32 protein-coding genes are annotated in these 25,948 nt (G+C 25.0%); 15 read left to right on the top strand and 17 right to left on the bottom strand.

The window, feature by feature from the left end; translation table 11 throughout:
* Positions 1 to 268: 268 nt before the first annotated feature.
* Entirely contained in the window at positions 269 to 487 is a 219-nt protein-coding gene (locus tag ABCP60_RS02320) for a hypothetical protein (protein ID WP_343101135.1), read from the bottom strand.
* Positions 488 to 1,299: 812 nt separating this feature from the next.
* On the opposite strand from ABCP60_RS02320, the gene ABCP60_RS02315 reads away from it, so the two are divergent.
* Positions 1,300 to 1,998 (top strand): hypothetical protein, encoded by a 699-nt coding sequence (locus ABCP60_RS02315; protein WP_343101134.1) that lies wholly within the window; start codon positions 1,300 to 1,302, stop codon positions 1,996 to 1,998.
* A gap of 285 nt (positions 1,999 to 2,283) precedes the next feature.
* Here the strand turns inward: ABCP60_RS02315 and ABCP60_RS02310 are convergent, their stop codons facing one another.
* Entirely contained in the window at positions 2,284 to 3,555 is a 1,272-nt protein-coding gene (locus ABCP60_RS02310) for an SMEK domain-containing protein (RefSeq protein ID WP_343101133.1), read from the bottom strand.
* Between the two features lie 590 nt (positions 3,556 to 4,145).
* Entirely contained in the window at positions 4,146 to 4,808 is a 663-nt protein-coding gene (locus ABCP60_RS02305; RefSeq protein ID WP_343101132.1) for a hypothetical protein, read from the bottom strand.
* An 802-nt stretch (positions 4,809 to 5,610) separates the two neighbouring features.
* Between ABCP60_RS02305 and ABCP60_RS02300 the strand changes: the two genes are divergently transcribed.
* A complete protein-coding gene (locus ABCP60_RS02300; RefSeq protein ID WP_343101131.1) occupies positions 5,611 to 6,252 on the top strand; it encodes a VanZ family protein in 642 nt (213 codons plus the stop codon).
* Between the two features lie 73 nt (positions 6,253 to 6,325).
* Here the strand turns inward: ABCP60_RS02300 and ABCP60_RS02295 are convergent, their stop codons facing one another.
* From ABCP60_RS02295 to ABCP60_RS02280, 4 genes are all read right to left on the bottom strand, one after another.
* Positions 6,326 to 6,508 carry a hypothetical protein gene (locus ABCP60_RS02295; RefSeq protein ID WP_343101130.1) on the bottom strand — a complete coding sequence of 61 codons (183 nt, stop codon included), beginning with the start codon at positions 6,506 to 6,508 and terminating at the stop codon, positions 6,326 to 6,328.
* 127 nt (positions 6,509 to 6,635) lie between these two features.
* Positions 6,636 to 7,106: a peptidase dimerization domain-containing protein gene (locus ABCP60_RS02290; protein WP_343101129.1), complete on the bottom strand. Its 471-nt coding sequence runs from the start codon at positions 7,104 to 7,106 to the stop codon at positions 6,636 to 6,638.
* Positions 7,048 to 7,632: a hypothetical protein gene (locus ABCP60_RS02285; RefSeq protein WP_343101128.1), complete on the bottom strand. Its 585-nt coding sequence runs from the start codon at positions 7,630 to 7,632 to the stop codon at positions 7,048 to 7,050. The genes ABCP60_RS02290 and ABCP60_RS02285 overlap by 59 nt, the downstream gene beginning before the upstream one ends.
* Before the next feature lie 151 nt (positions 7,633 to 7,783).
* Complete coding sequence (locus ABCP60_RS02280) at positions 7,784 to 8,065, bottom strand: Mor transcription activator family protein (protein WP_343101127.1); 282 nt, start codon at positions 8,063 to 8,065, stop codon at positions 7,784 to 7,786.
* Between the two features lie 120 nt (positions 8,066 to 8,185).
* On the opposite strand from ABCP60_RS02280, the gene ABCP60_RS02275 reads away from it, so the two are divergent.
* The 3 genes from ABCP60_RS02275 to ABCP60_RS02265 are packed head-to-tail and all read left to right on the top strand — an operon-like array spanning position 8,186 to position 8,833.
* Entirely contained in the window at positions 8,186 to 8,410 is a 225-nt protein-coding gene (locus ABCP60_RS02275; RefSeq protein ID WP_166505127.1) for a DUF1659 domain-containing protein, read from the top strand.
* Positions 8,411 to 8,439: 29 nt separating this feature from the next.
* Complete coding sequence (locus tag ABCP60_RS02270) at positions 8,440 to 8,667, top strand: DUF2922 domain-containing protein (RefSeq protein ID WP_195928376.1); 228 nt, start codon at positions 8,440 to 8,442, stop codon at positions 8,665 to 8,667.
* Positions 8,668 to 8,680: 13 nt separating this feature from the next.
* Positions 8,681 to 8,833 (top strand): YvrJ family protein, encoded by a 153-nt coding sequence (locus tag ABCP60_RS02265; RefSeq protein ID WP_195938084.1) that lies wholly within the window; start codon positions 8,681 to 8,683, stop codon positions 8,831 to 8,833.
* A 19-nt stretch (positions 8,834 to 8,852) separates the two neighbouring features.
* Here ABCP60_RS02265 and ABCP60_RS02260 read toward each other — a convergent pair whose 3' ends face one another.
* Positions 8,853 to 9,821 (bottom strand): hypothetical protein, encoded by a 969-nt coding sequence (locus tag ABCP60_RS02260; protein WP_343101126.1) that lies wholly within the window; start codon positions 9,819 to 9,821, stop codon positions 8,853 to 8,855.
* A 257-nt stretch (positions 9,822 to 10,078) separates the two neighbouring features.
* On the opposite strand from ABCP60_RS02260, the gene ABCP60_RS02255 reads away from it, so the two are divergent.
* Entirely contained in the window at positions 10,079 to 10,513 is a 435-nt protein-coding gene (locus ABCP60_RS02255) for a type II toxin-antitoxin system HicB family antitoxin (protein ID WP_343101125.1), read from the top strand.
* Between the two features lie 168 nt (positions 10,514 to 10,681).
* Here ABCP60_RS02255 and ABCP60_RS02250 read toward each other — a convergent pair whose 3' ends face one another.
* From ABCP60_RS02250 to ABCP60_RS02240, 3 genes are all read right to left on the bottom strand, one after another.
* Complete coding sequence (locus ABCP60_RS02250; protein WP_343101124.1) at positions 10,682 to 11,275, bottom strand: GNAT family protein; 594 nt, start codon at positions 11,273 to 11,275, stop codon at positions 10,682 to 10,684.
* Between the two features lie 198 nt (positions 11,276 to 11,473).
* Positions 11,474 to 11,662: a hypothetical protein gene (locus ABCP60_RS02245; RefSeq protein WP_195928372.1), complete on the bottom strand. Its 189-nt coding sequence runs from the start codon at positions 11,660 to 11,662 to the stop codon at positions 11,474 to 11,476.
* Positions 11,663 to 11,687: 25 nt separating this feature from the next.
* Complete coding sequence (locus tag ABCP60_RS02240) at positions 11,688 to 11,999, bottom strand: hypothetical protein (RefSeq protein ID WP_343101123.1); 312 nt, start codon at positions 11,997 to 11,999, stop codon at positions 11,688 to 11,690.
* A gap of 442 nt (positions 12,000 to 12,441) precedes the next feature.
* Here ABCP60_RS02240 and ABCP60_RS02235 point away from each other — a divergent pair, with 442 nt between their 5' ends.
* A complete protein-coding gene (locus ABCP60_RS02235; RefSeq protein ID WP_343101122.1) occupies positions 12,442 to 13,404 on the top strand; it encodes a bile acid:sodium symporter in 963 nt (320 codons plus the stop codon).
* Between the two features lie 187 nt (positions 13,405 to 13,591).
* On the opposite strand, the gene ABCP60_RS02230 is transcribed toward ABCP60_RS02235, so the two are convergent.
* Positions 13,592 to 15,685, bottom strand: a complete 2,094-nt coding sequence (locus ABCP60_RS02230; RefSeq protein WP_343101432.1) for an FtsX-like permease family protein — start codon at positions 15,683 to 15,685, stop codon at positions 13,592 to 13,594.
* Positions 15,678 to 16,433: an ABC transporter ATP-binding protein gene (locus tag ABCP60_RS02225; protein ID WP_343101121.1), complete on the bottom strand. Its 756-nt coding sequence runs from the start codon at positions 16,431 to 16,433 to the stop codon at positions 15,678 to 15,680. The genes ABCP60_RS02230 and ABCP60_RS02225 overlap by 8 nt, the downstream gene beginning before the upstream one ends.
* A 136-nt stretch (positions 16,434 to 16,569) precedes the next feature.
* Between ABCP60_RS02225 and ABCP60_RS02220 the strand changes: the two genes are divergently transcribed.
* The 3 genes from ABCP60_RS02220 to ABCP60_RS02210 all read left to right on the top strand — a co-directional run bounded on the left by ABCP60_RS02220 (position 16,570) and on the right by ABCP60_RS02210 (position 19,121).
* Complete coding sequence (locus ABCP60_RS02220) at positions 16,570 to 17,271, top strand: LytTR family DNA-binding domain-containing protein (protein WP_343101120.1); 702 nt, start codon at positions 16,570 to 16,572, stop codon at positions 17,269 to 17,271.
* Between the two features lie 8 nt (positions 17,272 to 17,279).
* Positions 17,280 to 18,551: a GHKL domain-containing protein gene (locus ABCP60_RS02215; RefSeq protein WP_343101119.1), complete on the top strand. Its 1,272-nt coding sequence runs from the start codon at positions 17,280 to 17,282 to the stop codon at positions 18,549 to 18,551.
* 138 nt (positions 18,552 to 18,689) lie between these two features.
* Entirely contained in the window at positions 18,690 to 19,121 is a 432-nt protein-coding gene (locus ABCP60_RS02210; protein WP_343101118.1) for a hypothetical protein, read from the top strand.
* Between the two features lie 22 nt (positions 19,122 to 19,143).
* Here ABCP60_RS02210 and ABCP60_RS02205 read toward each other — a convergent pair whose 3' ends face one another.
* The 4 genes from ABCP60_RS02205 to ABCP60_RS02190 form a co-directional block, all read right to left on the bottom strand.
* Positions 19,144 to 19,677, bottom strand: coding sequence for a permease (locus tag ABCP60_RS02205; protein ID WP_343101117.1), 534 nt, complete (start codon positions 19,675 to 19,677; stop codon positions 19,144 to 19,146).
* Positions 19,674 to 20,153: a permease gene (locus ABCP60_RS02200; RefSeq protein WP_343101116.1), complete on the bottom strand. Its 480-nt coding sequence runs from the start codon at positions 20,151 to 20,153 to the stop codon at positions 19,674 to 19,676. The genes ABCP60_RS02205 and ABCP60_RS02200 overlap by 4 nt, the downstream gene beginning before the upstream one ends.
* A 94-nt stretch (positions 20,154 to 20,247) precedes the next feature.
* Positions 20,248 to 20,958 (bottom strand): tRNA threonylcarbamoyladenosine dehydratase, encoded by a 711-nt coding sequence (locus ABCP60_RS02195; RefSeq protein ID WP_166505116.1) that lies wholly within the window; start codon positions 20,956 to 20,958, stop codon positions 20,248 to 20,250.
* A gap of 88 nt (positions 20,959 to 21,046) precedes the next feature.
* Positions 21,047 to 22,282 carry a nucleoside transporter C-terminal domain-containing protein gene (locus ABCP60_RS02190; RefSeq protein ID WP_092926548.1) on the bottom strand — a complete coding sequence of 412 codons (1,236 nt, stop codon included), beginning with the start codon at positions 22,280 to 22,282 and terminating at the stop codon, positions 21,047 to 21,049.
* Between the two features lie 393 nt (positions 22,283 to 22,675).
* Here ABCP60_RS02190 and ABCP60_RS02185 point away from each other — a divergent pair, with 393 nt between their 5' ends.
* The 5 genes from ABCP60_RS02185 to ABCP60_RS02165 all read left to right on the top strand — a co-directional run bounded on the left by ABCP60_RS02185 (position 22,676) and on the right by ABCP60_RS02165 (position 25,916).
* Positions 22,676 to 22,891 (top strand): hypothetical protein, encoded by a 216-nt coding sequence (locus ABCP60_RS02185; protein ID WP_343101115.1) that lies wholly within the window; start codon positions 22,676 to 22,678, stop codon positions 22,889 to 22,891.
* 97 nt (positions 22,892 to 22,988) lie between these two features.
* Entirely contained in the window at positions 22,989 to 23,738 is a 750-nt protein-coding gene (locus ABCP60_RS02180) for a DUF6873 family GME fold protein (RefSeq protein WP_166505115.1), read from the top strand.
* 21 nt (positions 23,739 to 23,759) lie between these two features.
* The gene (locus ABCP60_RS02175) at positions 23,760 to 23,972 is read left to right on the top strand and encodes a hypothetical protein (protein WP_092926554.1); all 213 of its coding nucleotides are present in this window, start codon (positions 23,760 to 23,762) and stop codon (positions 23,970 to 23,972) included.
* A gap of 115 nt (positions 23,973 to 24,087) precedes the next feature.
* A complete protein-coding gene (locus ABCP60_RS02170; RefSeq protein WP_343101114.1) occupies positions 24,088 to 24,807 on the top strand; it encodes an ABC transporter ATP-binding protein in 720 nt (239 codons plus the stop codon).
* Positions 24,804 to 25,916, top strand: a complete 1,113-nt coding sequence (locus ABCP60_RS02165; protein ID WP_092926558.1) for an ABC transporter permease — start codon at positions 24,804 to 24,806, stop codon at positions 25,914 to 25,916. Before ABCP60_RS02170 ends, ABCP60_RS02165 begins: the two co-directional genes overlap by 4 nt.
* Positions 25,917 to 25,948 lie beyond the last annotated feature (32 nt).

Here is a 25,948-nt window from a genome sequence, read left to right as displayed (position 1 = left end):
TATAGATTTTTAGGCTTCTATTCTGCTATTTTAAACAAATGTGTTTCTGTAATATATTGATATTTGCCTAAATATTTAATTAATCTATAATTACTTTTATCACATTTTCCTATAACCTTAAACTTTTCTCCGTGCCTATTTTTCGTGTATTGTACCTACCACATATTTTTTATTTCTTAGCATCTTATTCACCTTTGTAGAATACTTCTATTCTACCCTTTCTAATATTCATAATTTCCTAATATTCATTTTATAAAAATACATTCTTTTACATTTCTAATATATCTATAATATCTTGTATTATATAATCTAATTCTTTCTCATATACACTCGATATTGGCTTCTTATACTTATATGTATAACTTATTGTGGTATCACTTAACCCTAATCTCTTAGCTATATTTGTTTTATTTATATCTATGTCTATAAATTTTTCAATCTTACTTACTGTTGCATTGACTTTATTTTCATTCATTTTTTCAGACAATAGCTAAATCTTATAGATCTACTAATTGCCTCGCAATCACTTATTCTTTTTATAAAAAATATTACATACGAACATAAGAAAGGTATTTTTGAAAAACTTATTTCGTAAAATATATGTATTATGTGAAGTATGTCGCCAAGGATTGGTTTAGGTTTGTATTTGATAAAAAAATATCTCTCGTCTATTAAAATAAGCATTGGTAGTTAAAATCTCCATACACCTACCTTTGAAGCCATATTCAAGTTCTAATGTTTCCTTGAATTGCTTCTGTTGTTCTTTAGACATTCTAACACCAACAAACTTACTCATTAAAAATTGTTCATATTATTCTTTATTTACATCTACATATTTTGCTTCAAGTAAATCTGCTATTGCTTTAGGATAGCCATTTTCTTTGACTTCTTCAAACTAATCTTTAGTATACTTTAGTTCTCTTAGCATAGATTTATTTACTATGAATTCACCTTGCTCTGTAACCTCTATTTATTGTTATTGCGTTATCGTTAATTGGTTCGCACCTCCTTAATCAAAAGCTTTACATTATTATTAATACATTTTTTTCCGTCAGTTATAATAATTACTTCTAGACTTTTTTCTAATTTTATATTAGATATATAATCAAGCTTTTAACTATTCTGATATGTACATTAACTTTTTTATACTGAACTTCGATATGTTAATTATATTTATAATTTAATTTCTTGCAATTGATGAATACTGAATATTTTGTTTATAAATAGGGTTTGATTGAATAAGTCATTTTTTTTATATATAATATAAGGTATAATTCAGTAAATTTAAGGAGGGTAACTATGCCAATAAAAGATAGTGTAAAGAATAAACTAAGAATAGAGTCTGGGAATAGATGTGCTTTTCCTGGATGTAATGAGAAACTTGTTAATGATACAAATACAAGATTTAATTTTTGTCATATAATTTCAGAAAAACCTAATGGTCCAAGATACGATGCAAATTATGTAGATTATGACCAAGAAGAAAATATAATATTATTATGTGCAACTCATCATGCAGATATAGATAAAAATGAAGATAAATATACTGTTGAAGTACTAAGAGATATGAAAAATCAACATAAATTAGAAGTGGAAAAAGCTACAGATAAAAATTCACAATGTAATAATATAGATAAAGAAATATTAGATTTATTTTTTAAGTTAGTTAAAGAATTTTCAGTCGATAATATTATAGAAAAGAACGACTTTATGTCAACTTTTAAATCATCATTTGTATATGATTTAGACACATTTAATGAAATCATTGATGAACATATATGTACTTCTTATAATAGAAAATATGCTAGTGAAGATATAATGGAAAAAATTTATGAAATTCACTATAGTTTAAACAATTTATTAACTGAAATATCTCTTAAATGCCATCCAAGTCAATGTGGTCTTAATTCTGTTATATTTGAAAAAATGGATGAATGCAAAATATTAAATTCAAGGAAACTAATTATTAATAATATTGGATATCTAGAAAAACTGTAAAGCATAAAAAAATTAACTTACATACAAATTAAAATATTGATTTTAATTAACATTACTTAAACCAAAATTGGGCAAATTTTAAAATGGATATATTGGTACAAAAAATTCGTATCAAGAAATTTATAAAAACGACCTAAAAATTTAATAGTTAAAACAAGGGTACGAAAAAAATTCGTACCCTTTAGTTGTGTTATAGTAGTTAAGGTACAAGCAGTATTGTATCCATTACAAGGATATAAACATTATTTTAACATTTGTTAAAATTATTAAAAATGTAAATTTTAGTTATAACTCTTCTTTTTCATACTTACTTACTATCTTATATATAATCTCTTTAACATCATTACTTATATCTTTAGATAAACAAAGTATATTCTCTTTTAGTTTAAGTTTTTCTTTTATATAATCATTCTGATAAAATTCCTTGAAGAAATTATATGTATAAGCTATATATTCTGCTTTTGTATAATATTGTTTATTATTTATATCTTCATGAAGTTTATTATCTATTAAGTCTTTCTTAGAAATAGGCTTTCCATTTGTTAACATAGTAAATGCAGTATTATATTTCTCTACTATTATTTTATAGTTTGCATCATCAAAATATCTATTATAATAATCATACTCCCCTTCACTATTAATTAAATTCAATATATCTTCAGGATATACTATCATATCCAAAATTTCTATTTCTTCCAATGGTACCTCTTCCCAATATACAATATCTCCATCATCATCCATAATAGGATATTCACCTTGCACAGTGTATCCGTATAAATCATTTATCCCTCTCTTAAATTGACTTAGAAATATTGACATACCAATAGCTAACGAATTTATCTTCTCATAGTTCTTTATATTTAGTATAAGGTTTTTTAACCTTTTTATAAGATTTTTATCTAATGCATATTTATAATTATTATTAACTACTTCTTCTATAAATTTATAATTGAACTTTGATGTAATATCTATTTTTTGTGATAATATATTTTCTAGCTCTGTTACTATAGGTTGATAAACATTATTCTTTCTGCTATTTACATCAATTTGATATCTCTTATTTTCAAATATCATATCTATATTATCTTTAAGGTAATTTTTTATCTTTTCAATTTTTTTTATCGATTTAGTGTTTATTAATTTAGATAAATCTGTTAAATCAATTATATCAAATTCAAATTCATCATATTGAAAGTCATTTCTGTAATTAAGCTTTTTTCCTAAAATCAAAATATATACCAGGTTATATTTTTCATATAATTTTTTATCTTTAAACTTTTCTAATGTTGATTTTATTTTTGAAGAAGTGTTTGTAGTTGTTATTTGAAAGCATACACCTTCATATTCATCTCCTAAATCAATTGCTGGAAAATTCATTTTCAATTCATTTAAATTTATTAATTCTAAGTTATATAATATATTTAAAAGCCCACAAAATAAATCTTCACAATCAGAGTTTATATCATACAATCCTTTAACATTTCTTTTTTCAATATAATGTTCGAGTACACTTAAGTATTTATCTATCTCTTCTGTTAAATTAGATTTCTTTATCATTCGTATCTCCCTATTAAAATTTTTATATTACTATTATAACAGCAGACTTATATGGCACATAGATATTTTATAAATAAAATTTAAAATGACATTCTCAATGTACTAATAAATATTTAATCAACTAAAAAGGACATACTCGCAAGTACATCCCTTAAATCAGATATGATATTAAATGTATTTATAATCAAAGTCCAACTACTGGAGTTTAACCCTTGGACTATATAAGCGAATGTAGAAGGATAGCACACCTTCTACATTTCCAATTTATATGTAAATCGGTAACAAAATTGATTTTTTCATTCATATTTTCTCTTTATCCTTTCTAATATTTTTATTAGTATTTATTAGTATCTGTATGTAAATTTTTATCGTATTTTTTCTTGCATAGTTATTTAAGAGCTAATATTGGATTTATTTTAGAGAAGTAAAATTAATAAAAAAGTCTTATTTTATGGAATTATAAAGGTTACGTAAAAAGTTAGTAACCTTTATATGGATACAAATATTACTTGTTCCCTTACATAGCCTAAATAAATGTGAATTTTATTTTAAAAAAGCATCTAATATATTACTATATCAAATGCTTATATCTAAACGATACCACCATTTTTATGTTTAAATATTTTTTCCTTTATTTTTAGGAAGAATAAAAAAATAAGTTTTACACCTACTATCATTCCAAAATACATTATTGTTCTTTTTATCTTTGCATCATTACTTAATTCAACATTAAAAATAATGTCATTAACATATAGCCCCCATATAATAATTGTAAATCCAACTATATCTGTAATAGTTTCAAATATGACTCTACTACCAATATTAAGCTCCTTTATATTTTCTGAAGTATTATCATGTATTATTCTAAGATTCGCTATTTCTTTACAGATTTCTTGATGTTTTTCTTGTGTAATACAAGCTTCTCCATCTGATGTTAATACTTTCAATTCTTCCTGTATCTCGTTTGTTTTTTTATCTAATTCCCTTGTTACTTTCATAATAGTTAATGTTTCTCTTCTATATATTTTCACAGAAACCAAAACATATAATATTGCAAATATAACTACATTTAAAATTAAGCATATAGTCATTAATCTAAATATATCTAGTTTTAAAAATAATTCTCGCTTATACAAAAACATCATTGAAAAACTAGGTGCTATCAAAGAAAATATAATAGCAGATGTATTTATAATTTTTTTATATTCTTTTTCTTCTATCCATGTAGTACACATTGTAAAAAATTTATCCATATTTTACCTTCTCCCACTTAAATTATGCCAATTTCTATTTTAACATTTTATTACAAAATAAAAAAGATATCCCAACAAGAGCATCCTCTTAAATTATATGTGATACCAAGTCTATTTTATAATAAAATCTTTCAATCTATGAGGTAGTTACCTAGAAGTACTAATAAACGAGGTAATATGGTCGGTAAAATTTTTTACATAAATTAAAAAATAATGATTGAGTAAGTATAAAGTAACCCCTTACAAATATTAGCATAACTACTGACTTCAATAGTTACAAATATTTTTTAATAACAATTAGTTACAACTTTGTCGTATGAATTTACAAACAATTTACATAAGTGAATAATCAAAATAATACATAAGGAACTAATTACCCAATTTGAACATTATAGGTAATATTATAAGTAATATCACTAATATAGTATATTGAAATACATTCCAAAGCTTTTTTAACACTAAATCATCTCCCTCTTAACAAATCCCTATTTTAAGCATACAATCTCAAAATTTATTTATCAGTTTAATAAAATTATCTATTTTATATTAAGTTCAGTATTTATAATATCTACTAAGTATTATGCCTTTAGATTCAAAATAATTATAATATCTCTTAAATATAGTACTCACTAAATAAAATAGTTATTTAATATGTAAATAATAGTAACCTTAATAAACCTTAAGAGCATCTTAAGGTTTTCTTAATATTTAAAAATTAAGATTATGATAGTATTTATATTAACAAATAAACTAAATTTTAAAAGGAGATAACTTATAATTATGTCGATTCTTTACCACTTCTTTGTGTAATATTGCCTTGTTCAATATATCAAATAATTACTATAAAATCAGGAGATTTAAAAGAAAAAAACATTTAGTACCGCATTTAATATGGATATATATTTTCCTAATTTATATTTACTCAGCACTTGATATAGCAGGAATTGGTAGTGTATGGGACATTGGTCAATATAGTGAAATTATTAGATTAGAAGAAATAAATTTAATTTTATTTAACTCAGACGGTATTTTGACTTATATTCTAAATATTATTATGTTTATGCCTTTAGGATTTTTACTTCCTTTAATTTGGAAAGAATTTAGAAATCCTGTTAGAGTATTCTTGACTGGAGTAGGTTTTTCATTAGTAATTGAGATTTGTCAATTATTCAACCACAGAGCTACAGATATTGATGATTTAATTATGAATTCTTTAGGTGCTATTATTGGGTATTTTATATGGGTATGTGCAAATAACTTATTTAATAGTATAAATAAAAAAGCTATTTCTATATCTAAAAGTGAATCTATTATTCAAATTGAAGATACTATAGATAAAGATAAAGAAACTATTTTAATATCTAAAAATGAGGCTATCATATACCTTATATTATCTGTTTTAGGGGAATTCTTCTTGTATAACTGGTATATTATCTCTAGCTAAGCTATTAAAATTATGCTATAAATATAAAAAAGTGACTAGAAGTTAATCTAAGTCACTTTTATCTCTATTAAAATTAATTAAACAAGAATATTGTTTCTTTTTCTATATCATTCTCACTAGAATTTTTCAAAATATCCTTACTATTTTCATAATTTCCATTATTAGGATTATGCTCTTTATAATAAATCTTTGATTCATATGCATACATTTCTTTTGAAGTATTTAATATATTATATTTATATAATTTAGCATGCATACATTACTTACTTCTTCTTTATCTTATTCTTCTTCTTTTTCTTGTTCTTCTTTTTCTTGTTCTATATTTTCATACGAGTCGTTATAATTTGTTTAACGATTAGCTATACGTATCGTAGTACGAGTCGCTATAAATTTACCTTATTAGTTAAAACATCATATCCTGTATATGCTAATGCTAGTGCCCCAGTTAGTAGTCTTTCATGACCAAGTAGAGTTATTGTAGCATCTGCTAATTCTTTACTATGTCCCGTTATATAAGTATCTGAGATTCCTATATATGGATGAATCGTTGGAGTTATATGACTTACATTTCCTATATCACTTGATCCTGCTGATTCTTTTTCCTTAATTTCTGTAATTCCAAGAGCTCTTAAATTTTCGTTAAATGCTTCTGATAAATTTTCATTCGTTACTAGATTATCATAAGGTAGCTCATATCTTTTCATACTAAGAGTTGCTCCTGTCATAAGGGCTGCTCCTTCTGCAATTTTCTTTACTTTTTCTAATATATCTTCTAATGTTTCTTTTGTTGATGCTCTAAAATAAAATTGAGCAATAGCTTCGTCTGGAACTATATTTGCCGCTACACCACCCACTAGTTATTATTCCGTGCATTCTAACATCTGGTGTAACATGTTGACGTAAGGCATCTATCCCATTAAATAATTGAATAACACTATTTAGAGCATTTATTCCTTCATGAGGACTATCTGCTGCATGTGATGTTTTTCCTTTATATGTAAACTCTAATGGATAAAGTGCTATAGTATCTCCACTTTTAATTGTTTCACTTGATGGGTGCACCATCATAGCTGCATCTAGTTCATCAAATACGCCATTTTCAGCAAATATCACTTTTGCTCCATTAGTTTCTTCAGCTGGAGTTCCATATACTATAATACGACCTCCAACCTCATCTAATATTTTACTTAAAATTACTCCTGCACCAGCTGACATTGGACCTATCATGTTGTGACCACATCCATGACCTATTTCTGGTAGGGCATCATATTCGCATAAGTATCCTATTGTTGGTCCTTCTTTTTTACTATCATAAGTTGCTCTAAATGATGTTTTTATATTTAAAAATTCTCTTTCTACAGTAAAATTATGTTCTCTCAAAAAAGAAGTTAATATTTCTACCGCTTTAAACTCTTGGTTTCCTAGCTCTGGATTGTTGTATATATATTCACTAATATCTGATAATCTATCTTTTATTTTTTGTCCCTCACTAAATAATAATTCTTTAATATAAATCTCCCCCTTTATTTAATTAGCTTTTTCTAATTGATTTAGCTATTGTTATATCTTCTTTTAGTATTCTTTTTATATGAGTAACACTCATATTGTACTCTCTAGCTAAATTATTTACATTAAACCCATTGTATTTTTTAATAATCTCTCTATTTCTAGCATTTTTTATAGCACTAGTATATGTTGGTATATAAACATTACTCCCTCCATACATTCTAGCTATTTCTAAAAACTTCTCCTTACCTACTATTTCAAGTAGCATCTCTAATCTTTCACTAACATCTTCACTTTTTATCTTCATATTCTCCTCCTAAACAAAATTTGTACACTTATGTTTTAACTACATGTGTTTAATCTTAAGTACTATCTAATTATAAGTAAGGGAAGTTACTTATAGTTTAAATTTAAAGGGGGAATAAATATGGCAGTAACTATAACTAAAAATCCATCATATTTAAAGCTTAGATTTGATTGTGGAAAAGATGATGAAACTGGTAAAACAGTAGTAAGAACAAAGTCTTACTCAAATGTAAATCCAGATGCAACTGATCAAGATGTATATGACGTAGGTACTATATTATCATCACTTCAAAATCAAACATTACTTGAAGTGGCTAAAGTTGATAACAATACTTTATCAGCTTAATATTAATTATAATTTTAAGGAGGTATGCTATGGAAATCAAGAAAAAATTAATTATGTCTTTTAAAACTTTATCTGGTAAAAAAATATCTATATCAGTTGATGACCCTAGAGAAAATTTAACTGAATCTGAAATAAAAACAGCTATGACTACTATATTATCTAAAAATATATTTAAGGTAAATGGTGAGGATTTAGATTCTTTAGTTGAAGCTAAAGTTGTTGAGACTGGCACTACTGAATACGATTTAGTATTATAATATAGGTGATATTATGGAATTTGATATACAAACTTTAATATCTAATATTGGATTTCCTATCACTTTGTCTATGTATTTACTTATACGAATTGAAGGAAAGCTATTAAATCTTACTGATAGTATTAATAATTTATCTAAAAATATATTAAGTATCAAAAAGGGATGAATTTCATCCCTTTTTATTATTAACTCTTTTTCTTCTCTAGGCATTTTTCAGGGTAAATATAAATTAATTCCCATTTACCATCTTTACCTTTTTTATAATCAGCTATTTTTATATCAACACCATTAGTTAACTGGTAAAATAAAACATAATATTCATTTCCATCTTTATCCTTAAAATAAACTCTCTTTTCATATCCTTCTTGCTTAACATCTATATCACCACTAACTAAGGAACACCAATCTCCATACTCAATGGCAACAAAGCTATTTGCATCATATGACCATCCATGATAAGGTGCACACAAATAGTTTTCAGCTGTATATTTTATATCTTTAATTTTATAATATCCATTTTCTTTATCTAAATAAATATATCCATAATAGTATGCAAATAATCCCTTTTGCTCCTTAGAACCTTCTATTACTTCTAGTTCAACAAAGTACTTAATTTCATTAGGATTATTTTCACTTGGTGGAACTTCATTTAGCTTTATTAAATTAATATGTAGCTTGTTTTCAAATGATTTTAAATAATCTTTATATGAATATTTTTCTTTATAAGAGTCTGATAAAAAGTTATATGAAACAGGATAAGGACCCTTTGCTTCACCTAATGTACCACATCCAGTGTTTGTACCTTTAGTAGGATTTGCTGCCTCTCTTAAAACGCTAAAATAGTTTATTATAGTATCCCTTGGAGTTTCTAAAAGCTTTTTAGGTAATTTTACATCAGAAGGTTTGCCATTGTAGATATTGTAAAGTGAAGTTTCTATTCTATCGTTTAATATAGGCATATTAGATGGTCTAAAAAATCTTTCTAGGCTATAATACTCTTCACTATTATCAACATCATGCTCATATTCTACTTTTCTTTCTTTTATATATTTTCCACCTAGTGTTAATTTATCATGTTTTCCTTCACATATTCCTATTATAGGTGTGCTTATTAGTGCTATTGTAATTAAAAATATAACTTTGATTTTAAACATAGCTGTCCTCTTTTCATTTCTTAGTAAGTTCATTACTATGTTTAACAAATAGAATTAAATTTATTATTAAATTTATAAAAATAAATAAATCACAACTAAAAATATAATTATTTATATATTGGATTATTTTGTATTTACCTATTTACACGTATTTAAATACGTATTATTATATATATAGTAATGGATTAAATTAGTTATCTTAAACCTATTTTTCTTTATATTAACAAACCAACTATCATCAAAGGAGAAAATAAAAAATGAAAAAAGATTTTTATACTTATATAGCCGTAGTATCTTTAGAAAAAGATGATTCACGTCCTGATGAATATTATGCAGCATATGTCCCAAATTTCGGTGAAGTATATACAGATGGTGAAAACTTAGAAGAACTCTTAAAAAATATAACTGAATGCTTAGAATTTGGAATATATGGAAGAGAAAAAGACAATGAAGATTTACCAGATCCAATAAATCCTATTGAATATAAAGATAAGTTAAATGATAATGAATTTTTAATGTCTGTAAATGCAATAATGCCTAGAGTAAGAAAGGCTTTCGATAATATATCTATAAAGAAAACTTTAACTATTCCACAATGGTTAAATATAGAAGCTATGAAGCAAAATTTAAATTTTTCTCAAATACTACAAGATGCTTTAAAAAAAGAACTTGGAATAATAGAAAAGTATTAATATTTAAATAATTTTTAAAAATATATTCACTATTCTTATTATACTTTTTATAAAATTTATGATATAATGTTAAATGTTCAATTTTAATACAGATACCTTTCTGTGTTAAATTTGTTTTCTGTGTTAAAGCTGGTAGGATTTTTTCCTGCCAGCTTTTTATTTTTTCTGTTATATGAATTCTTCAATTCTCTCAAATTTAAGTATGTCACTTTTTAAATTATCCCAATCTTTTTTTAATAAATCCATATATATTACATCTGCAAACTTACCATATCGACTATCAAAATAAGCCTCTCTAATTATACCAATTTCTTTAAAGCCTAATTTTCTATATAATTGTTGTGCTCTTTTATTATCACTCATAGTAGTCAGCTCTATTTTATTTATATTTAAGAACTTGAACATAAAATCTATAAAGTGATATAAAGCATCTACTCCATTACCTTTACCTTGCTCTTCAATATTGCATATTTTTATGCCTAACTCAGCTTTCTGATTCCTACTATCCCAATTACAGTAATTTATTTCCCCTATCGGAACCAAAGTATCTTTTTTACAAATAATAAATCTTTTAGAATTTGGAAACATTGTTGTATCTTCAATATCTTTTAAAATGCTCTTCTTTATCGATTCTTTACTCTGTAAAGTTCCAAATACATGAGTAGCATGTTCCATCATCTCTCCATCATTCCACCATTTATATAAGTATTCTTCATCTCCTAATTCCAATTGTCTTATTATTAAATTTTTGCTATTAATCACTTTGCTTATCCCCTTTTAATAAAAATTTTATAATAAACACTACTACATAAAATTTTACATATTAATTTAATATCCTTTAATAACTTATAAGAAAATTAGTGTACATAAAAATAGATGTTTTCGTGAACATTCATATTTATAACCTTTTTACACTCTTTATTTTCTTGTAATAAAAAAGGAATGAAATACATTCCTTTTTTATTTATTATCTAATTTACTAAGTATTAGTTGAGTACAATAAATTATGGTAAATATTATAGTTGCAAACATTGATACATATATCCCAAGCTCTCCTAATACAGAATTTAAAATCATATTTACAACAAACAAACATACCAAAACTATACCTATAGTAATTAATAATGAATATAGTATTTTTTTATCCAAACTATCACCCCTTATCTCATATTTACTATCCATCGCCATAGTAATCAGCAAAGTATAAAATTCCTTTTTTTACTACTTTATAATTTCTAAGTATCCCTTGGGTTGCTTTTTCTACTGGTGGATTAGTTAACGTATAACATTTTGCTTTTTGCTTTTCTAAAAGCTCTTTGTCTATTTTGTTGTGAAATTCATCATCAACTATATCTGTTGTAATGGCTTCTATAAAATATCCACTAAAAAATACATGTGTTCTTAATGCAATATTAGGTGTTATATGTAGCATAACGAATAATATGATAGATAATACGATTATTATAGCTATTTTATTCTTTCTCATAATTTTCTCCCTCCTTTCATAACTTAAAGTTTAATATATTATTTTTCAAATACGCCCTACAATTTTTGCATACTTATATTATAGCTTAATATTAGTATCATACATTTAAAAAACAACAATTCTTTTAAACATATAAAATAAAAAAGGGAATGAAATACATTCCCTTTTTTATCTATTATTTTAATGTTTTTCATAAATCTTTATTAGCTCCCATTGTATCATCTAATATATCTTTTGCAATATTAGCAGAGAATATATCTTTAATAACTCCAGTAATAATTACTAATTGTGATGATAATATAATTAAATATAAATTTTAGATAAAGAGGAACGAATCGTTCCTCTTTGACTTTTCCATTTTTTGCATTTTAATTCTTCTTAATAAACAGTTGCAATTGATAATAAATATCTATAGAATTGTAAATATATAAGGAGGTTTAAAATGGACAATATTAATAAATTTCAAAGTTTAATTATATTATTAATGGTATTAATAGGAATAATACTCGGGCAAATAAATATTGTACAAACCTATTCTGAATATTTAATTATGCCTTCTTTGATAATAATGTTATTTTTAGTATTTATACAAATACCATTAAAAGATATTACAAAATCATTTAAAAATATAAAGTTTACATTAACAGCAATACTTATAAATTTTGTATGGACACCTATTTTAATATTCTTTTTAGGGAAATTTTTCTTACAAAATAGTCCAGAGCTTTTAATTGGATTTATAATGCTTATGGTAACACCTTGTACTGATTGGTATTTAATATTTACAGCTATAGCAAAAGGTAATGTTGCATTAGGAGCATCAATTTTACCACTAAACTTTATGCTTCAATTACTACTACTTCCTGTGTATGTATTTTTAATTGGAGGCTCAAGTGTAAACATAGATGTATTAAGCCTTACACAAGGAATGGTTGTAAGCTTATTTATACCTCTTTTATTGGCGACTATTTTTAGAAAAATTGCAATTAATAAAAAAGGGTTAAGTTATTTTGAAGAAAATATATCTTTAAAAGCTTGTGATTACCAAGGTTATTTTTTAAATTTAGCAATAATTTCAATGTTTGCATCTCAAGGTAAAGTATTACTTAAAAATCCTCAAGTACTTTTACAGCTTTTACTACCAGTACTATTATTTTTTATAATTAACTTAGTTATTGGACAAGTTGTTGGTAGAAAAATAAAATTAAGTAAAGAGGATAATGTTGCTTTAAGCTTAACTACTTTAGCTAGAAACTCACCTATAGCACTAGCAATAGCAGTTTCAGCTTTTCCTAATGAGCCTTTAATATCATTAGCGCTTATAATAGGACCTTTAATAGAATTGCCTGTGTTATTTCTAGTGTCTAAAATATTATTAAATATTAATTATGTTAAACAAACATAATATAAAAATAACTGTACCTTATGTATTTAAACACTTTAAAATCTCAGGTACAGTTATTTATTAAATTTTATATTATAGTTTATAATAATAAAATTTACTTTATATATATAATAGTTTTATATTTTCTTTAATTAATATATTAATCATTCAAATAGTTATATAGGCAAGCATAAATATACACTGCTATCTAAATTTTTGCTATCTTTTTAACTTTTTCAAGAGAAAACTTATATATTATAAACATAAATAATATTACTAATAAAATTATTAATAACCCTACAACAAGAGCTAAAAACTCTCCTTGTGATATATTTCCTCCACTATTTCCGTAGAATATAGTAAGATATATCATATATGTAAAAATACTTCCTATTACTGTTGGATATATAAATACCTTAGCTAATTGCTTTTTAATATTTTTTTCAATATATTTTTTGTTTGCTCCAAGCTTTTTAATATCTGAAAATAGCTGTTTATTATCAAGTCCAATAGTTACTGCTCTAGTATAAGCTATTATTGCCGTTGATGCTAAACATATTATTGCTATATAAATGAATAACATAATAAACACAGCCATATTCTTAAGTAAATCTTGTTTATCTAAAGGTTTAAACATAGGATAATACTTCCACTCATTAAAAAGTTGATTATTATCTGAAGAAAGTTCTAACTTGATATCATAATCATACTCTTCTCCATTTTTTTGTGCTAACATTTTTTCATACTCATCAAAAGAAGTTAATACTGCTACATCTTTTGAACTTCTATTTATAATTTCTTCTTTTAAAGCTTTAGCAAATTCATAAGTTTCATTAGGATTTATAACATTAAATAACACAAACTTCTCGTATTGTTCTTTTGGTAATCCTTTTGAAAGTCTTAAATAATCTTCATCTGATATTACATACTTTCCTTGATGTTCTTTCGCAAAAGGTCTAAAAGAAACTGTTCCTGCAAATTTTATTTTGTCAGATTCTCCTGTTACTGGATGAGTTATTGTATCTAAATCATTAAATTTTGACCAAATACTTTCAGATTCTCCATCAGCTATAACTTTATAATACTCACCTTTAGCAACATCAATATTTTGTCCTGATACTTTATTAAAATCACTTTCTTTGAAAAACTCATTATATTGCATTTTTTTTATATACTCATCTATAAGCATATTGTTTTCATCAAAATCTCTATAATATCCATTTGTAATAAGTGAAATAGCATCTACTTCATAGTAATCTGTTATAGAAACGTTATTATCCTTAGAAAGAGAATATATTTCTTCTTTATTTATTTGATTTTCATTTCCTTTATAGTAAAAAGCATAATCTATAGGATTGTTTTTTATATCTACTAAAAGACCAGTCATCGCTGTAGGTGTATAAAATGCTGCAAACACTCCTCCTGCAATTAAAAATGTTATTACACACATGTTCCTAACTGTCTGTTTTCCTGAAAATCTCATCATATTTGTTGATATAATATTTTTATAATACTTTTTAGGATTTTTTCCTTTTTTACTATAGATTATTGCGTGAGTTAATACCATATAAAGACCTAAAAATGATAATAAATACACTACATTCCATATAGATGGCATAATATATCCTATTGTTTCTACTATTATATTTGGAACACCATATCCTAAAAACAATCCACTTATAACTAATATCCACCCAACTACACCAGTCCAAGGTTTAATATCTTTTACAACTTCAGACTTTCTTTGTTCATAGATAATATCCATAATATTACTTCTTTTTATAAACTTAGCACCATTTATAAATATACATAATGTTACAAAAATACAAAACCCAACTCCAAATATAAGTCCTGTAGCTCCAAATTGATATGCCATTTCTTTTGTATCTATAATAAATATCTGAAAAACTTTCCATATTATATAAGAAACAGGAATACTAAGAACCACCCCAACTATTAAACATATAGGAATAATAAATAAAAGTTCTTTTAATAAAACTTTTTTAAGCTTTGACTTTCTTTCTCCTAATGCCATTAAAATTCCAAACTCACGACTTTTATATTTATAGAATAAAGAAGATGCATAAGTTGTAAATACAGCACATCCAATAATTGCTATGGAAAATATCATATAACCTTGTTTTCTACTATCTCCTCCTGATGGTAAGATGTTCATTACTGTTGGGCTAAAAAACATTAATGCATATGAAGTAACTAATAAAACCGATAAAGTTATACAAAAAGCAAGCATATAATAATTTTTTATGCTATTTTTTCTAAGCTTTGATATAACATTATTCATTGTCACTATCATCACCTCCTAGTTTTTTAAGTGTATCTAGGAGTCTATCCATAAATTCAATTCTATTTGTAGTTTTAGTAAGCTCTGTATATACTTCGCCATCTTTAAGAACTATAACTCTATCACAAAATGATGCTGCAAAACTATCGTGAGTTACCATAAATACAGTTGCACCTAATTCTTTTTTTGCTTGAACAAACGAATCTATAACAACTCTACATGATTTACTATCTAAGTTTCCAGTTGGTTCATCTGCTAAAATAATATATGGTTTATTAATAAGAGCTCTTGCAACAGCACTACGTTGTTTTTCTCCTCCTGATATTTCTGCTGGATATTTATCTTTTATATGTGAAATACCAAAAGTATCACAAAGCTTGTTTGCAAGTATTTCCATTTTAGTAACATCTTTATCTGCTATAATCTGTGGTAAACAAATATTTTCTATTACACTTAATCCGTCTAATAACATAAAATCCTGAAAAACAAATCCTAGCTTTTGATTTCTTATATCCGCTAAACCTTCTTCATTTAATCCTGATATATTTTCTCCTCCAAGTAATATCTCACCTTTTTCAAAAGGCACAAAGCAAGAAATACAATTTAAAAGTGTAGTTTTTCCACTTCCTGATGGCCCCATAACGGCTACAAACTCTCCTTTTTTCACATCAAAAGATATATTTTTTAATACATCATAATTTACATTTCCTGTTTTATAACTTTTATATAAATTCTTAACTTTAAGCATACTGTTCCCTCCTAATATTTTATAATTTAATTGTATATTTTTATTAAGGCGTTAAAAACTATACCAAATGTAATCTTTTGCAGTGATATTGTAATTTTTGGTATGCTATAATAAAAAAATAGGGGGAATAATTTTTATGCTTAAAATTGCAATATGTGATGATGAAAAATCTCAAATTAATTTACTAAAAAATATATTATCAATACATTTAGATTTAAAGGGGTTATATTATAGAATCTATGAATTTGATTGTGGAGAAAGTCTTATTAATTCAATTACTAAAGAAAATTATGATATTATATTTTCAGATATAGAAATGAAAGATCTAAATGGAATAGATACTGCAAAAAACATTAGATTACACAATAAAAAATCTATAATTATATTTGTTACATCATATCCTGATTTTGTTTTCCAAGGGTATGAAGTTAAGGCATTTAACTATATATTAAAGCCTTATAAACCAGAAAAAATAGGACAAGTTTTAAACTCTGCTCTTGAAGAATTAGATGAAATTCAAGATAAGTTCTATATTGTAGAATCCAAATCTAAAACTGAAAAAATAAACTTAAGTAATACCTATTATTTTACTAGCGATAGGCGTAAGGTAAATGCAGTTACTTTCACGGAAACTATAGATTTTTATGATAAACTAGACAACCTTGAAAAAAATCTACCTTCATTTTTCGTAAGAATTCATCAACGTTATCTTATTAATATCAACCATGTATCTTCAGTAGAATCTAGTAGCTTAGTTATAAATAAAGAAACCTTACCTATAAGTCGTGGTAGATATAATTCATTTATGATTGAGTTTGCAAAAACAATGCTAAGGTAGGTACTTTTATGTATGATATAATTTACAATCTTACAACTTTAATACTTTATGCAGTAACAAGCTACTATTTTTATAAAGTTATAGTAAATTTTTCATCAGTTAAAGATAATAAATATGCTAAATTTGCTTCTATACTTGGAGCTTATCTTATTCCAAATGTAATTATATATACTTCAGATATTGTTAATGTTTTTTATACTATGATTGGTTTTATTTTAATAATGGTTGTTTTTTATAAATCTAGCTATATTAAAAATATTTCTTCTGTAATGATTTTTTATCCTATTGTAGTATCTATAAATTTAATGGCCAATGACTTTTGTGCTAAGGTTTATATTTATTTAGGTGAGACTTTATGGATGGATTATTTTGCTCAAACACTAGAAATGTGTATTATTTCATTTTCTTGGTTTTTAATTTACCATTTTTCTAAAGACAAGCTAAGTAATATAGGTAGATATATTGATATAAAAACATGGATTATGATAGATATTATATGCTTAGCACCTTTTATTTCCATAATAACAACAATTATAAATACACCTTTAGGAAAAGAATATCAAGCATATCCCATAGCAATTGCATGTATAATTACTAGCTTGAGTATGATATTTCTTATTGAGTATATAGTTAAAAATGTTAAAAATCGCCTTGAAAATCAAAACCTAAAACTAGAATATAGCTACTATAGAGAGCTTGAAGAAAATCAAAAAAATGTAAGAAAGCTACATCACGATATGAATAACCACTTATCTGTAATATATTCATTTTTAGAATATGATAATTTAGAAGGTGCAAAAGATTATTTTAATGAACTTTCAGATAAGTTTAATGTAAGCAATAGAGTGTTTTGTAAAAATAGTATTGTAAATGCAGTTATAAATTCAAAATACAATTTAGCAATACAAAATCAAATTGATTGTTTTTTTAATATTGATATAGACGAGATTCTTCCTTTAGAAGATATTGACCTTTGTTCTATTTTTTCAAATACACTTGATAATGCTATTGAGGCTTCTTTAAAGTTAAGTGATATTTCACAGAGAAAAATATCTTTGAAAGCTCGCTGCAATAAAGGTTATTTTAGTTACTCTATTTGCAATAATTACAACGGTGTTATTAAATTTAACAATGGAAAGTATAATTCTACTAAGTTAGATTCAAATATGCATGGATTTGGCATTGAAAACATAGATGATATTGTAAAAAAATATAGTGGCACCCTTAATATTACTTATTCTGAATGTGAATTTAATGTATTGGCAATTATTAAAATTTAATTACTCATAAAAAAGGAGGAAGCAATCGTTCCTCTTTTTTAATATAATAATCTTTTATACACTTATTATTATCATAATTAAACTTAATATAAATTCATGTTATAATAACCAATAAATACATAATAGAAAGGATACAATATGGAAATTTACTTACCAAAAATAATAGCTAATTCACCAACTAAGCTACCAATACTTGAAAAAACAATACTTTACTATATAATTGACAAAGCATTTAAATACAAAGATGAAAACACTAAAGATTTAAATATAGAAATTAATATAAATGAAATAATAGAAATTATAAAAAACTCAACAATAGAATGTATGGATATAGTATCTCAAACTAAACAAGCTATAAATAATCTAAAAAATATAAAATTAAGTTTAGTAGATAATGGTTTTCATATAAAGCTTAAACCAATCGAAAATATAGGTATATTTGCATCAAATATTTACGTTTATTTAAATCCTATAATTGTAGAATATTTAGACCAAGTCCAACTTGGAAATTACGTTAAATTTGACTTAATTACAAATTCTATAGTTAATAAAACTAAAACATTTATATAATATTTTAGAAGATATAATACATTTAGATATTATGTCTTCTACTAAAATGTATTTGTTTTTTATCTATAAACTCAACCAAGTATCCCATAAATATTACTCCAATTATATCAATTATAAGTCTAACTAATGTAAACTCATATCCAAGAGCATCTATTTCAAATGTCAACGTAGAAATCTTAACAACACACCAAGCATTTAAAAATATAATTATATTTGAAAACCTAACCCCTTTATCCATAAGAACTTTGGCAAAAGGAAATGCTGCATACATAGGACCTGCTGCAAAACATGCTAAAGCAAAAGATAAAAATATACCAAGTAAGCCTGATTTATTTCCCATATACTTAATAAAATACTCTCTAGGAACCCACTCATCCAAAAGGGAAAGTAAAATCATAACCCCTGGAAGTATACCTAACATCTGCAAAGTACTAGATTTTACGTTACTAAAAATATTAGTTCCCAAATTATTATTAAAAAAATATATAAATATACAAATAATAAATCCAATAAGTACATATTTATATCTATTTAAAATAAATTTTATATTTATCATCCTAAAATTCCCCCTACAAAAGAAGCTACTACAAAAGCAAATAAAAATGCTACAATATTTCTATAAAAAGCAGCCTTCTTTCCTATAAATTTTGATTCTAGTGGAAGTGTTAGTATTCCAACCATAGTAGAAGTTGATATAAATGCTGCTACTTGTGCATATCCAGCCCCACTTTTAAGTAGAGAATCCCCTACTGAAAAAGCCACAAATGTAGGCATCATAGTAACTGCACCTATCACTGATGATATAGTTGTTCCAATAAATTTTGATTCTTCGCCAATAAGCTTTGATATAGACTCTGTGTCTAATACAGATAAGATTATAGCAATTATAATTACAATAAGAAAAAATTGAGGCATTATCGCTTCTAATGATTTCACACCTTTTACAAAAGCACTTTTTGTTTTTTTTGAATCTCTTATAAATGAAAAAATAAATAAAATAATACACATTAAATAAATAATAAAATTAATCAAACATACTCCCCCCGTAGCCATGCTATAATTAGAATTTAATTATAATATGCAATATTTATTATCATTGCCACTTAAAGAAATTATAGAAAAAATTCTATTTATTATTTAACAAATCTCTAACAACTTCAGATGCTATAATAAGACCTCCAGAAGATGACATAAAAGATATACTTCCAGGAATTATTCTATGACCATCTGATATTTTTTCTTTTAACTCTAAAGGGTTTTCACTTGAAAAAACTACTTTTAAATGATCAATATTTCTGTCCCTTAATTCTTTTCTTACTACTTTAGCTAGAGGACAAGTATGAGTTTTTGAAATATCACTTACTTCTATTTTTGTTGGATCTAATTTATTGCCCATACCCATAGAACTAATTATTGGTATATTTCTTTTTTTACACTCTTCTATTAAATGAATTTTAGATGATACCATATCTATTGCATCTACTACATAATCATAATCATCATTAATTATTTCTTTGCTAGTATCTTTATTAAATATAGTATTTATAGCTTTTATATTTAAGTTTTTATTTATATCTAAAAGCCTTTCTTTTACTACTTCTACTTTGTCTTTGCCTAATTTTGAGTTAAGCCCTGGTAGTTGCCTATTAAAATCACTTTCACAAACTTTAGCATAATCTACTATAGTTATATTTCCTATTCCAGCTCTTACTAAAGCTTCTACACAAAAGCTTCCTACTCCCCCTACTCCTATAACTAGAATATTTGAATTTTTAAGTTTCTCTAATCCATCTTCACCTATTAAAATGGCTGTTCTTTTTATAAATTTATTTTCCATTTTAACTCTCCTTTTTATTTATATCTTAACTAGTATAACAAAAAAAGAAGGAACGATTCGTTCCTCCTTAATAATCTTATTTATTTAATTATATAGCTATTATTAATCCAACTACTAATGCACTTAGTACACTAACGAAGAATCCACCTAACATTCCTTTGAATGCTAATTTAGCTAATAAACTTCTCTTTTCTGGACAGAAAACTGATATTCCTGATATACATATACCCATACTTGATATATTAGCAAATCCACAAAGAGATATTGCCATCATAAGACCAGTTCTGTAGTCTAAGTTTGGTAACATTGTACCTAATTGTCCAAAAGCAACGAATTCATTTAATACTAACTTACTTCCTAAAAGCTGAGAAGCTGTTAATATCTTGTCTGTAGGAAGACCCATTAATGCTCCTATTGGTGCAAATATATATGATAATATTTGTTCTAATGATAATCCTACAACTCCTAATATACCATTAACAAGTGCAACTAAAGCTATTATAGCTATAAGTGAAGCACCTATACCTAATGCCATTTGAAGCCCGTCATTAGCACCTTGAGATATTGCAGATATAAGATTTGGGTTATCCCCTTTATTATCTATACTTATTTCTTCTTTAGCACCTTCATGTTCATGACCCTTAGCTACAAATTCATGTTCAACTTCTGTTTCTGGAAGTATTATCTTAGATACTATTATACTTCCAAGTGGCACTAATGCTCCACCTATAAGTAAGTATTCCATAGGTATTCCAAGACCTGCATATCCCATTAAAACAGTTGCAGACATACTACCCATACCAGATACTAAAACTAACATTATTTCACTTTTAGTCATTCCTGATAAGTACTTTGAAACTAATATTGGAGATTCAGTTTGTCCTAAGAACATATTAGCAACAGCAACGAAACTTTCTACTTTAGAAGTTCCAAGTACTTTACCTATAACCCCACCTATTGCTTTAACAACAGCTCCTATTATACCTAAGTAGTATAATGCAGCTACTAATGCTGATATAAATATTATGTTACCTAAAACTTGTATACCAAATATCATCCCTGTTGGAGCACCTGAATCTGCTAGTGGCCCAAATACAAATGATAAACCTTCAAATCCATAACTTAAAGTAGCAGTTACTACATCAGATACCTTTTGTAGTGCAGCTCTTCCAAGTGGGAATTTTACCAGTAAAAATGCTAGGATAAATTGTATTATAAATGCTTTAGCTATCATCTTTTTATTTATTGCTTTTTTATCAGATGATAATAGATACAATATTCCTAACAAAATAATTATGCCTAGTGCATTTATTAGTATTGTCATATTTTCTCGCCCTCTACTTTTGTTTAATTTCTGATAAATTTAGTTTATTTATCTAGTCTAAGTATTTATGATATGCACCTCTTAAAAATTAAATATTAGAAGCCTTGCCCCATACATGTCATTTTTCAATACTTTTCGACAATTAATAAAACTTTATTTACCAATATAATTAAAATGTAAATGTTATTTTTCTTTAATATTATAACCTTTTCTTATTTATTATGACAAGACTTTTATTTTATTTATTAATTATTTATTTACATTTTTATATATATTACCCATTTTTAATCTTTATATTATCTAAATTTATAACAATTTAATCTAAGTATTAGTATAAAATATATTAGCTTACATATACTTTTAATATATAATTTATTATTAAAGGAGTATAAAATGAAAAAAAACTCTAACAAAAAACATGATAATTTATCATTTTTAAATCATTTTGATGACCAATACAATCAAATAATAGATAATAACGACGTTTTTGAAAGTTCTGATAGTGAAACTACTGATTTAATAAATTTTAGAGTAATAAATACAAATAACTCTTATCCATCTCAAGATCCTAATATTTACGAAAGTAATAGTGAAGATAACAAATCATAAAGTTACTTAAAAGGCATGTAAAAACATGCCTTTTAATATTGTAAAATATTAAATTTTTATGATAAGCTAAAATTATTATATATTTAGGAGAAAATTTATGAAATTTATAAAAGATTCTTTTATAGTTAATGACTATGTTAAATTAGCAATAGTAGACAAAAGAATTACTCCTACTATGGAGAAAAATTTAAGAGCTAGAGGTATAGATTTAATAAAAACAATTGGATGTAAAAATTCTTATGATGCTATAAAGTTTCATCCAGATATAAGTATATTTAAATTAAATGATGAAAATATAGTTGTATCTCCTGATGTCTATGATTATTATAATGATAAATTAAAAAAGTATAACTTTAATGTCATAAAAGGAAATCTACCTATAGAAAGTAAATATCCAAACAATATACAATATAATGTTTGCTTGTTTGGAAAGTATGCTATTCATAATTTTGATTATACAGACAAAAACATTTTAAAGTACATAAAAGAAAATAATCTTACTATGATTAATGTAAATCAAGGATATACAAAATGTTCAGTATGTATTGTTGATGAAAATTCTATTATAACTTCAGATGAAGGTATATATAAAGAAGTAATAAAACACAATATTGATTGTTTACTTATATCTAAAGGAAATATTGATTTATTTAATATGAATTATGGATTTATAGGTGGATGTAGCGGACTTATATCTCATAAAGAATTAGCTTTTTACGGTAATATCAAGCTTCACCCTGATTATGATAAAATTTATGATTTTGTTAAATCTAAAAATAAAGAAATTATTTCTTTAAGTGATGAAAAATTATTAGACTTAGGCTCTTTAATACCTATTATGTACTAAATTTTGAAAGGTGTGACATATTTGAGCGTTGATAAATTAAAAATAACCTTTAATAATGGCTTTACTAAAATAGTAGAAAGAAATAACATTAAAAACTTTAATGCCCTACTTGATTGGATGGACAAATTTAATTCTAATCAATATGTAAGTTTACTTACTGTCTCTGGATTTGAACTTGGTAGTTCTATATCTTTAGATAAAAATAATATAAAATCTATAGAAATAATAGATTAATAAAAAGAGGACTTAAAAGTCCTCTTTTTATTATCCTTAAGTTTTTTAACTTTATTATAATTGTAGTATAGTCATTAATAGGCACAGTATATACTAAAATAGAAAGGAGTATTTTATGAATATTGTTGAAGTTTCAAATATATCTAAGGAAATATCTAAATCTATAATTTTAGATGATTTAAGCTTAGATATAAAAAAAGGTGAAATAGTTGGTCTTATAGGACCTTCTGGTGCTGGTAAAACGACTTTTGTTAAAGCTATAATAGGTATGGAAAAAATAGATAGCGGATTTATAAAAGTATTTAATAAACCCATTCCTAATTTAGATGTATTACAAAACATAGGATATATGGCACAGTCAGATGCTTTATATGAAGATTTAAGTGCAAAAGAAAATTTAGATTTCTTTGGAAAAATATTTGGATTAAATAAATCTAAAATAAAAGAAAGAATAGATTATACTTCAAAATTAGTTAATCTTGAAAATCACCTTTCTAAAAAAGTTAAAAGTTTTTCAGGAGGTATGAAAAGAAGACTATCACTTGCTATATCTCTAATTCAAGACCCTGCTCTTTTAATATTAGATGAACCTACTGTAGGTATAGACCCTCGCCTTAGATTTGATATATGGAATGAGCTTTATAACTTAAAAAATGAAGGAAAATCTATAATAGTAACAACTCACGTTATGGATGAAGCAGTAAAATGTGATAGATTAGCTTTAATAAGGGACGGTAAAATAATTGCTACTGGTACGCCTAATAATTTAATAAAAGAATTTGAAGTTAATACTATAGAAGAAATATTTTTAAAATTAGGAGGTGAAACTAAATGAGAGTTAAAGCATTAGCAATTAGAATTATAAAACAAACTATAAACGATAAAAGAACCCTAGCTCTTATGATGTTTGCACCTCTTATAGTTATGTCTTTAGTATATTTTTTATTTAATTCAAGTAAAGATGTAAAACTAAATATAGGTGTTTATAATACTAATAGTGAATTTAATGATAACTTAAAGGAAACAGATTTAAATATACTAAATTATTCAAATAAAGATAATATAAAAGATAAAATATTAAAAGATGATTTAAGCGCATTTATATATTTAGATGATAATACTTTAAATGTTACTTATGAAAATAGTTCTCCTCAAAATAGTAAACAGATTGAAGCTAAGATAAATGCTACATTAGCAAAAGACGAAATGATTAATATTAAAAATTCACTTAGCTCATATCAAAAGCAATTTGCCTTTTCTAAAAATACACCTAACTTAAGCGCTAACTTAGGTATTAGCAAAGTATCTGTTAAAAATAACTATATATATGGAGATAAAAATTTATCTTACTTTGATACTTTAAACCCTATACTAATTGGATTTTTTGTATTCTTCTTTGTATTTTTAGTATCAGGTATATCTCTTTTAAAGGAAAGAACTTCAGGTACATTAGACAAACTGCTTTCTACTCCAATTAAAAGAAGTGAGATTATAAGAGGTTACTTACTAGGTTATGGATTATTCTCAGTTATACAAACTATAATTTTAGTACTATTTTCTGTATATATACTAAATATAAAAATAGTTGGAAGTGTATTTTTAGTAATAATTATAAATATATTAATAGCCTTTGTAGCATTAACTTTAGGTGTTTTAATGTCTACTTTTGCAAATTCAGAATTTCAGATGATGCAATTTGTACCAATTATAATAGTACCTCAAATATTTTTTACAGGAATAATTCCAGTAGAATCTATGGCTAATTGGTTACAAGTTTTATCTAGATTTACACCATTATACTATGGTTCTAATGCACTTAGTGGTGTAGTCTTAAAAGGATATACCTTTAATGATATATATATGGATATAATTATATTGCTACTCTTTGCTATAATACTTTCATTATTAAATATAGTAGGTCTAAAAAGATATAGAAAAATATAAAATTCATTTTTTAATCAAATAAAGCGTACCTT

It is taken from the genome of Romboutsia sp. MSSM.1001216sp_RTP31141st1_G3_RTP31141_220114 (assembly GCF_039031195.1).
In the GTDB taxonomy this organism is placed as follows: Bacteria; Bacillota; Clostridia; order Peptostreptococcales; family Peptostreptococcaceae; genus Romboutsia_C; species Romboutsia_C hominis.
The sequence above is the reverse complement of the archived record's forward strand: the minus strand, read 5'-3'. Positions and strand labels throughout refer to the sequence as shown.

What these genes read in the sequence shown, in the direction of transcription:
- ABCP60_RS02315 (WP_343101134.1), top strand. Translation starts at nt 1,300, where the DNA reads ATGCCAATAAAAGATAGTGTAAAGAATAAACTAAGAATAGAGTCTGGG.
- ABCP60_RS02310 (WP_343101133.1), bottom strand. Translation starts at nt 3,555, where the DNA reads ATGATAAAGAAATCTAATTTAACAGAAGAGATAGATAAATACTTAAGT.
- ABCP60_RS02305 (WP_343101132.1), bottom strand. Translation starts at nt 4,808, where the DNA reads ATGGATAAATTTTTTACAATGTGTACTACATGGATAGAAGAAAAAGAA.
- ABCP60_RS02295 (WP_343101130.1), bottom strand. Translation starts at nt 6,508, where the DNA reads ATGCATGCTAAATTATATAAATATAATATATTAAATACTTCAAAAGAA.
- ABCP60_RS02280 (WP_343101127.1), bottom strand. Translation starts at nt 8,065, where the DNA reads ATGAAGATAAAAAGTGAAGATGTTAGTGAAAGATTAGAGATGCTACTT.
- ABCP60_RS02275 (WP_166505127.1), top strand. Translation starts at nt 8,186, where the DNA reads ATGGCAGTAACTATAACTAAAAATCCATCATATTTAAAGCTTAGATTT.
- ABCP60_RS02270 (WP_195928376.1), top strand. Translation starts at nt 8,440, where the DNA reads ATGGAAATCAAGAAAAAATTAATTATGTCTTTTAAAACTTTATCTGGT.
- ABCP60_RS02265 (WP_195938084.1), top strand. Translation starts at nt 8,681, where the DNA reads ATGGAATTTGATATACAAACTTTAATATCTAATATTGGATTTCCTATC.
- ABCP60_RS02260 (WP_343101126.1), bottom strand. Translation starts at nt 9,821, where the DNA reads ATGTTTAAAATCAAAGTTATATTTTTAATTACAATAGCACTAATAAGC.
- ABCP60_RS02255 (WP_343101125.1), top strand. Translation starts at nt 10,079, where the DNA reads ATGAAAAAAGATTTTTATACTTATATAGCCGTAGTATCTTTAGAAAAA.
- ABCP60_RS02240 (WP_343101123.1), bottom strand. Translation starts at nt 11,999, where the DNA reads ATGAGAAAGAATAAAATAGCTATAATAATCGTATTATCTATCATATTA.
- ABCP60_RS02235 (WP_343101122.1), top strand. Translation starts at nt 12,442, where the DNA reads ATGGACAATATTAATAAATTTCAAAGTTTAATTATATTATTAATGGTA.
- ABCP60_RS02230 (WP_343101432.1), bottom strand. Translation starts at nt 15,685, where the DNA reads ATGAATAATGTTATATCAAAGCTTAGAAAAAATAGCATAAAAAATTAT.
- ABCP60_RS02225 (WP_343101121.1), bottom strand. Translation starts at nt 16,433, where the DNA reads ATGCTTAAAGTTAAGAATTTATATAAAAGTTATAAAACAGGAAATGTA.
- ABCP60_RS02220 (WP_343101120.1), top strand. Translation starts at nt 16,570, where the DNA reads ATGCTTAAAATTGCAATATGTGATGATGAAAAATCTCAAATTAATTTA.
- ABCP60_RS02215 (WP_343101119.1), top strand. Translation starts at nt 17,280, where the DNA reads ATGTATGATATAATTTACAATCTTACAACTTTAATACTTTATGCAGTA.
- ABCP60_RS02210 (WP_343101118.1), top strand. Translation starts at nt 18,690, where the DNA reads ATGGAAATTTACTTACCAAAAATAATAGCTAATTCACCAACTAAGCTA.
- ABCP60_RS02205 (WP_343101117.1), bottom strand. Translation starts at nt 19,677, where the DNA reads ATGATAAATATAAAATTTATTTTAAATAGATATAAATATGTACTTATT.
- ABCP60_RS02195 (WP_166505116.1), bottom strand. Translation starts at nt 20,958, where the DNA reads ATGGAAAATAAATTTATAAAAAGAACAGCCATTTTAATAGGTGAAGAT.
- ABCP60_RS02190 (WP_092926548.1), bottom strand. Translation starts at nt 22,282, where the DNA reads ATGACAATACTAATAAATGCACTAGGCATAATTATTTTGTTAGGAATA.
- ABCP60_RS02185 (WP_343101115.1), top strand. Translation starts at nt 22,676, where the DNA reads ATGAAAAAAAACTCTAACAAAAAACATGATAATTTATCATTTTTAAAT.
- ABCP60_RS02180 (WP_166505115.1), top strand. Translation starts at nt 22,989, where the DNA reads ATGAAATTTATAAAAGATTCTTTTATAGTTAATGACTATGTTAAATTA.
- ABCP60_RS02170 (WP_343101114.1), top strand. Translation starts at nt 24,088, where the DNA reads ATGAATATTGTTGAAGTTTCAAATATATCTAAGGAAATATCTAAATCT.
- ABCP60_RS02165 (WP_092926558.1), top strand. Translation starts at nt 24,804, where the DNA reads ATGAGAGTTAAAGCATTAGCAATTAGAATTATAAAACAAACTATAAAC.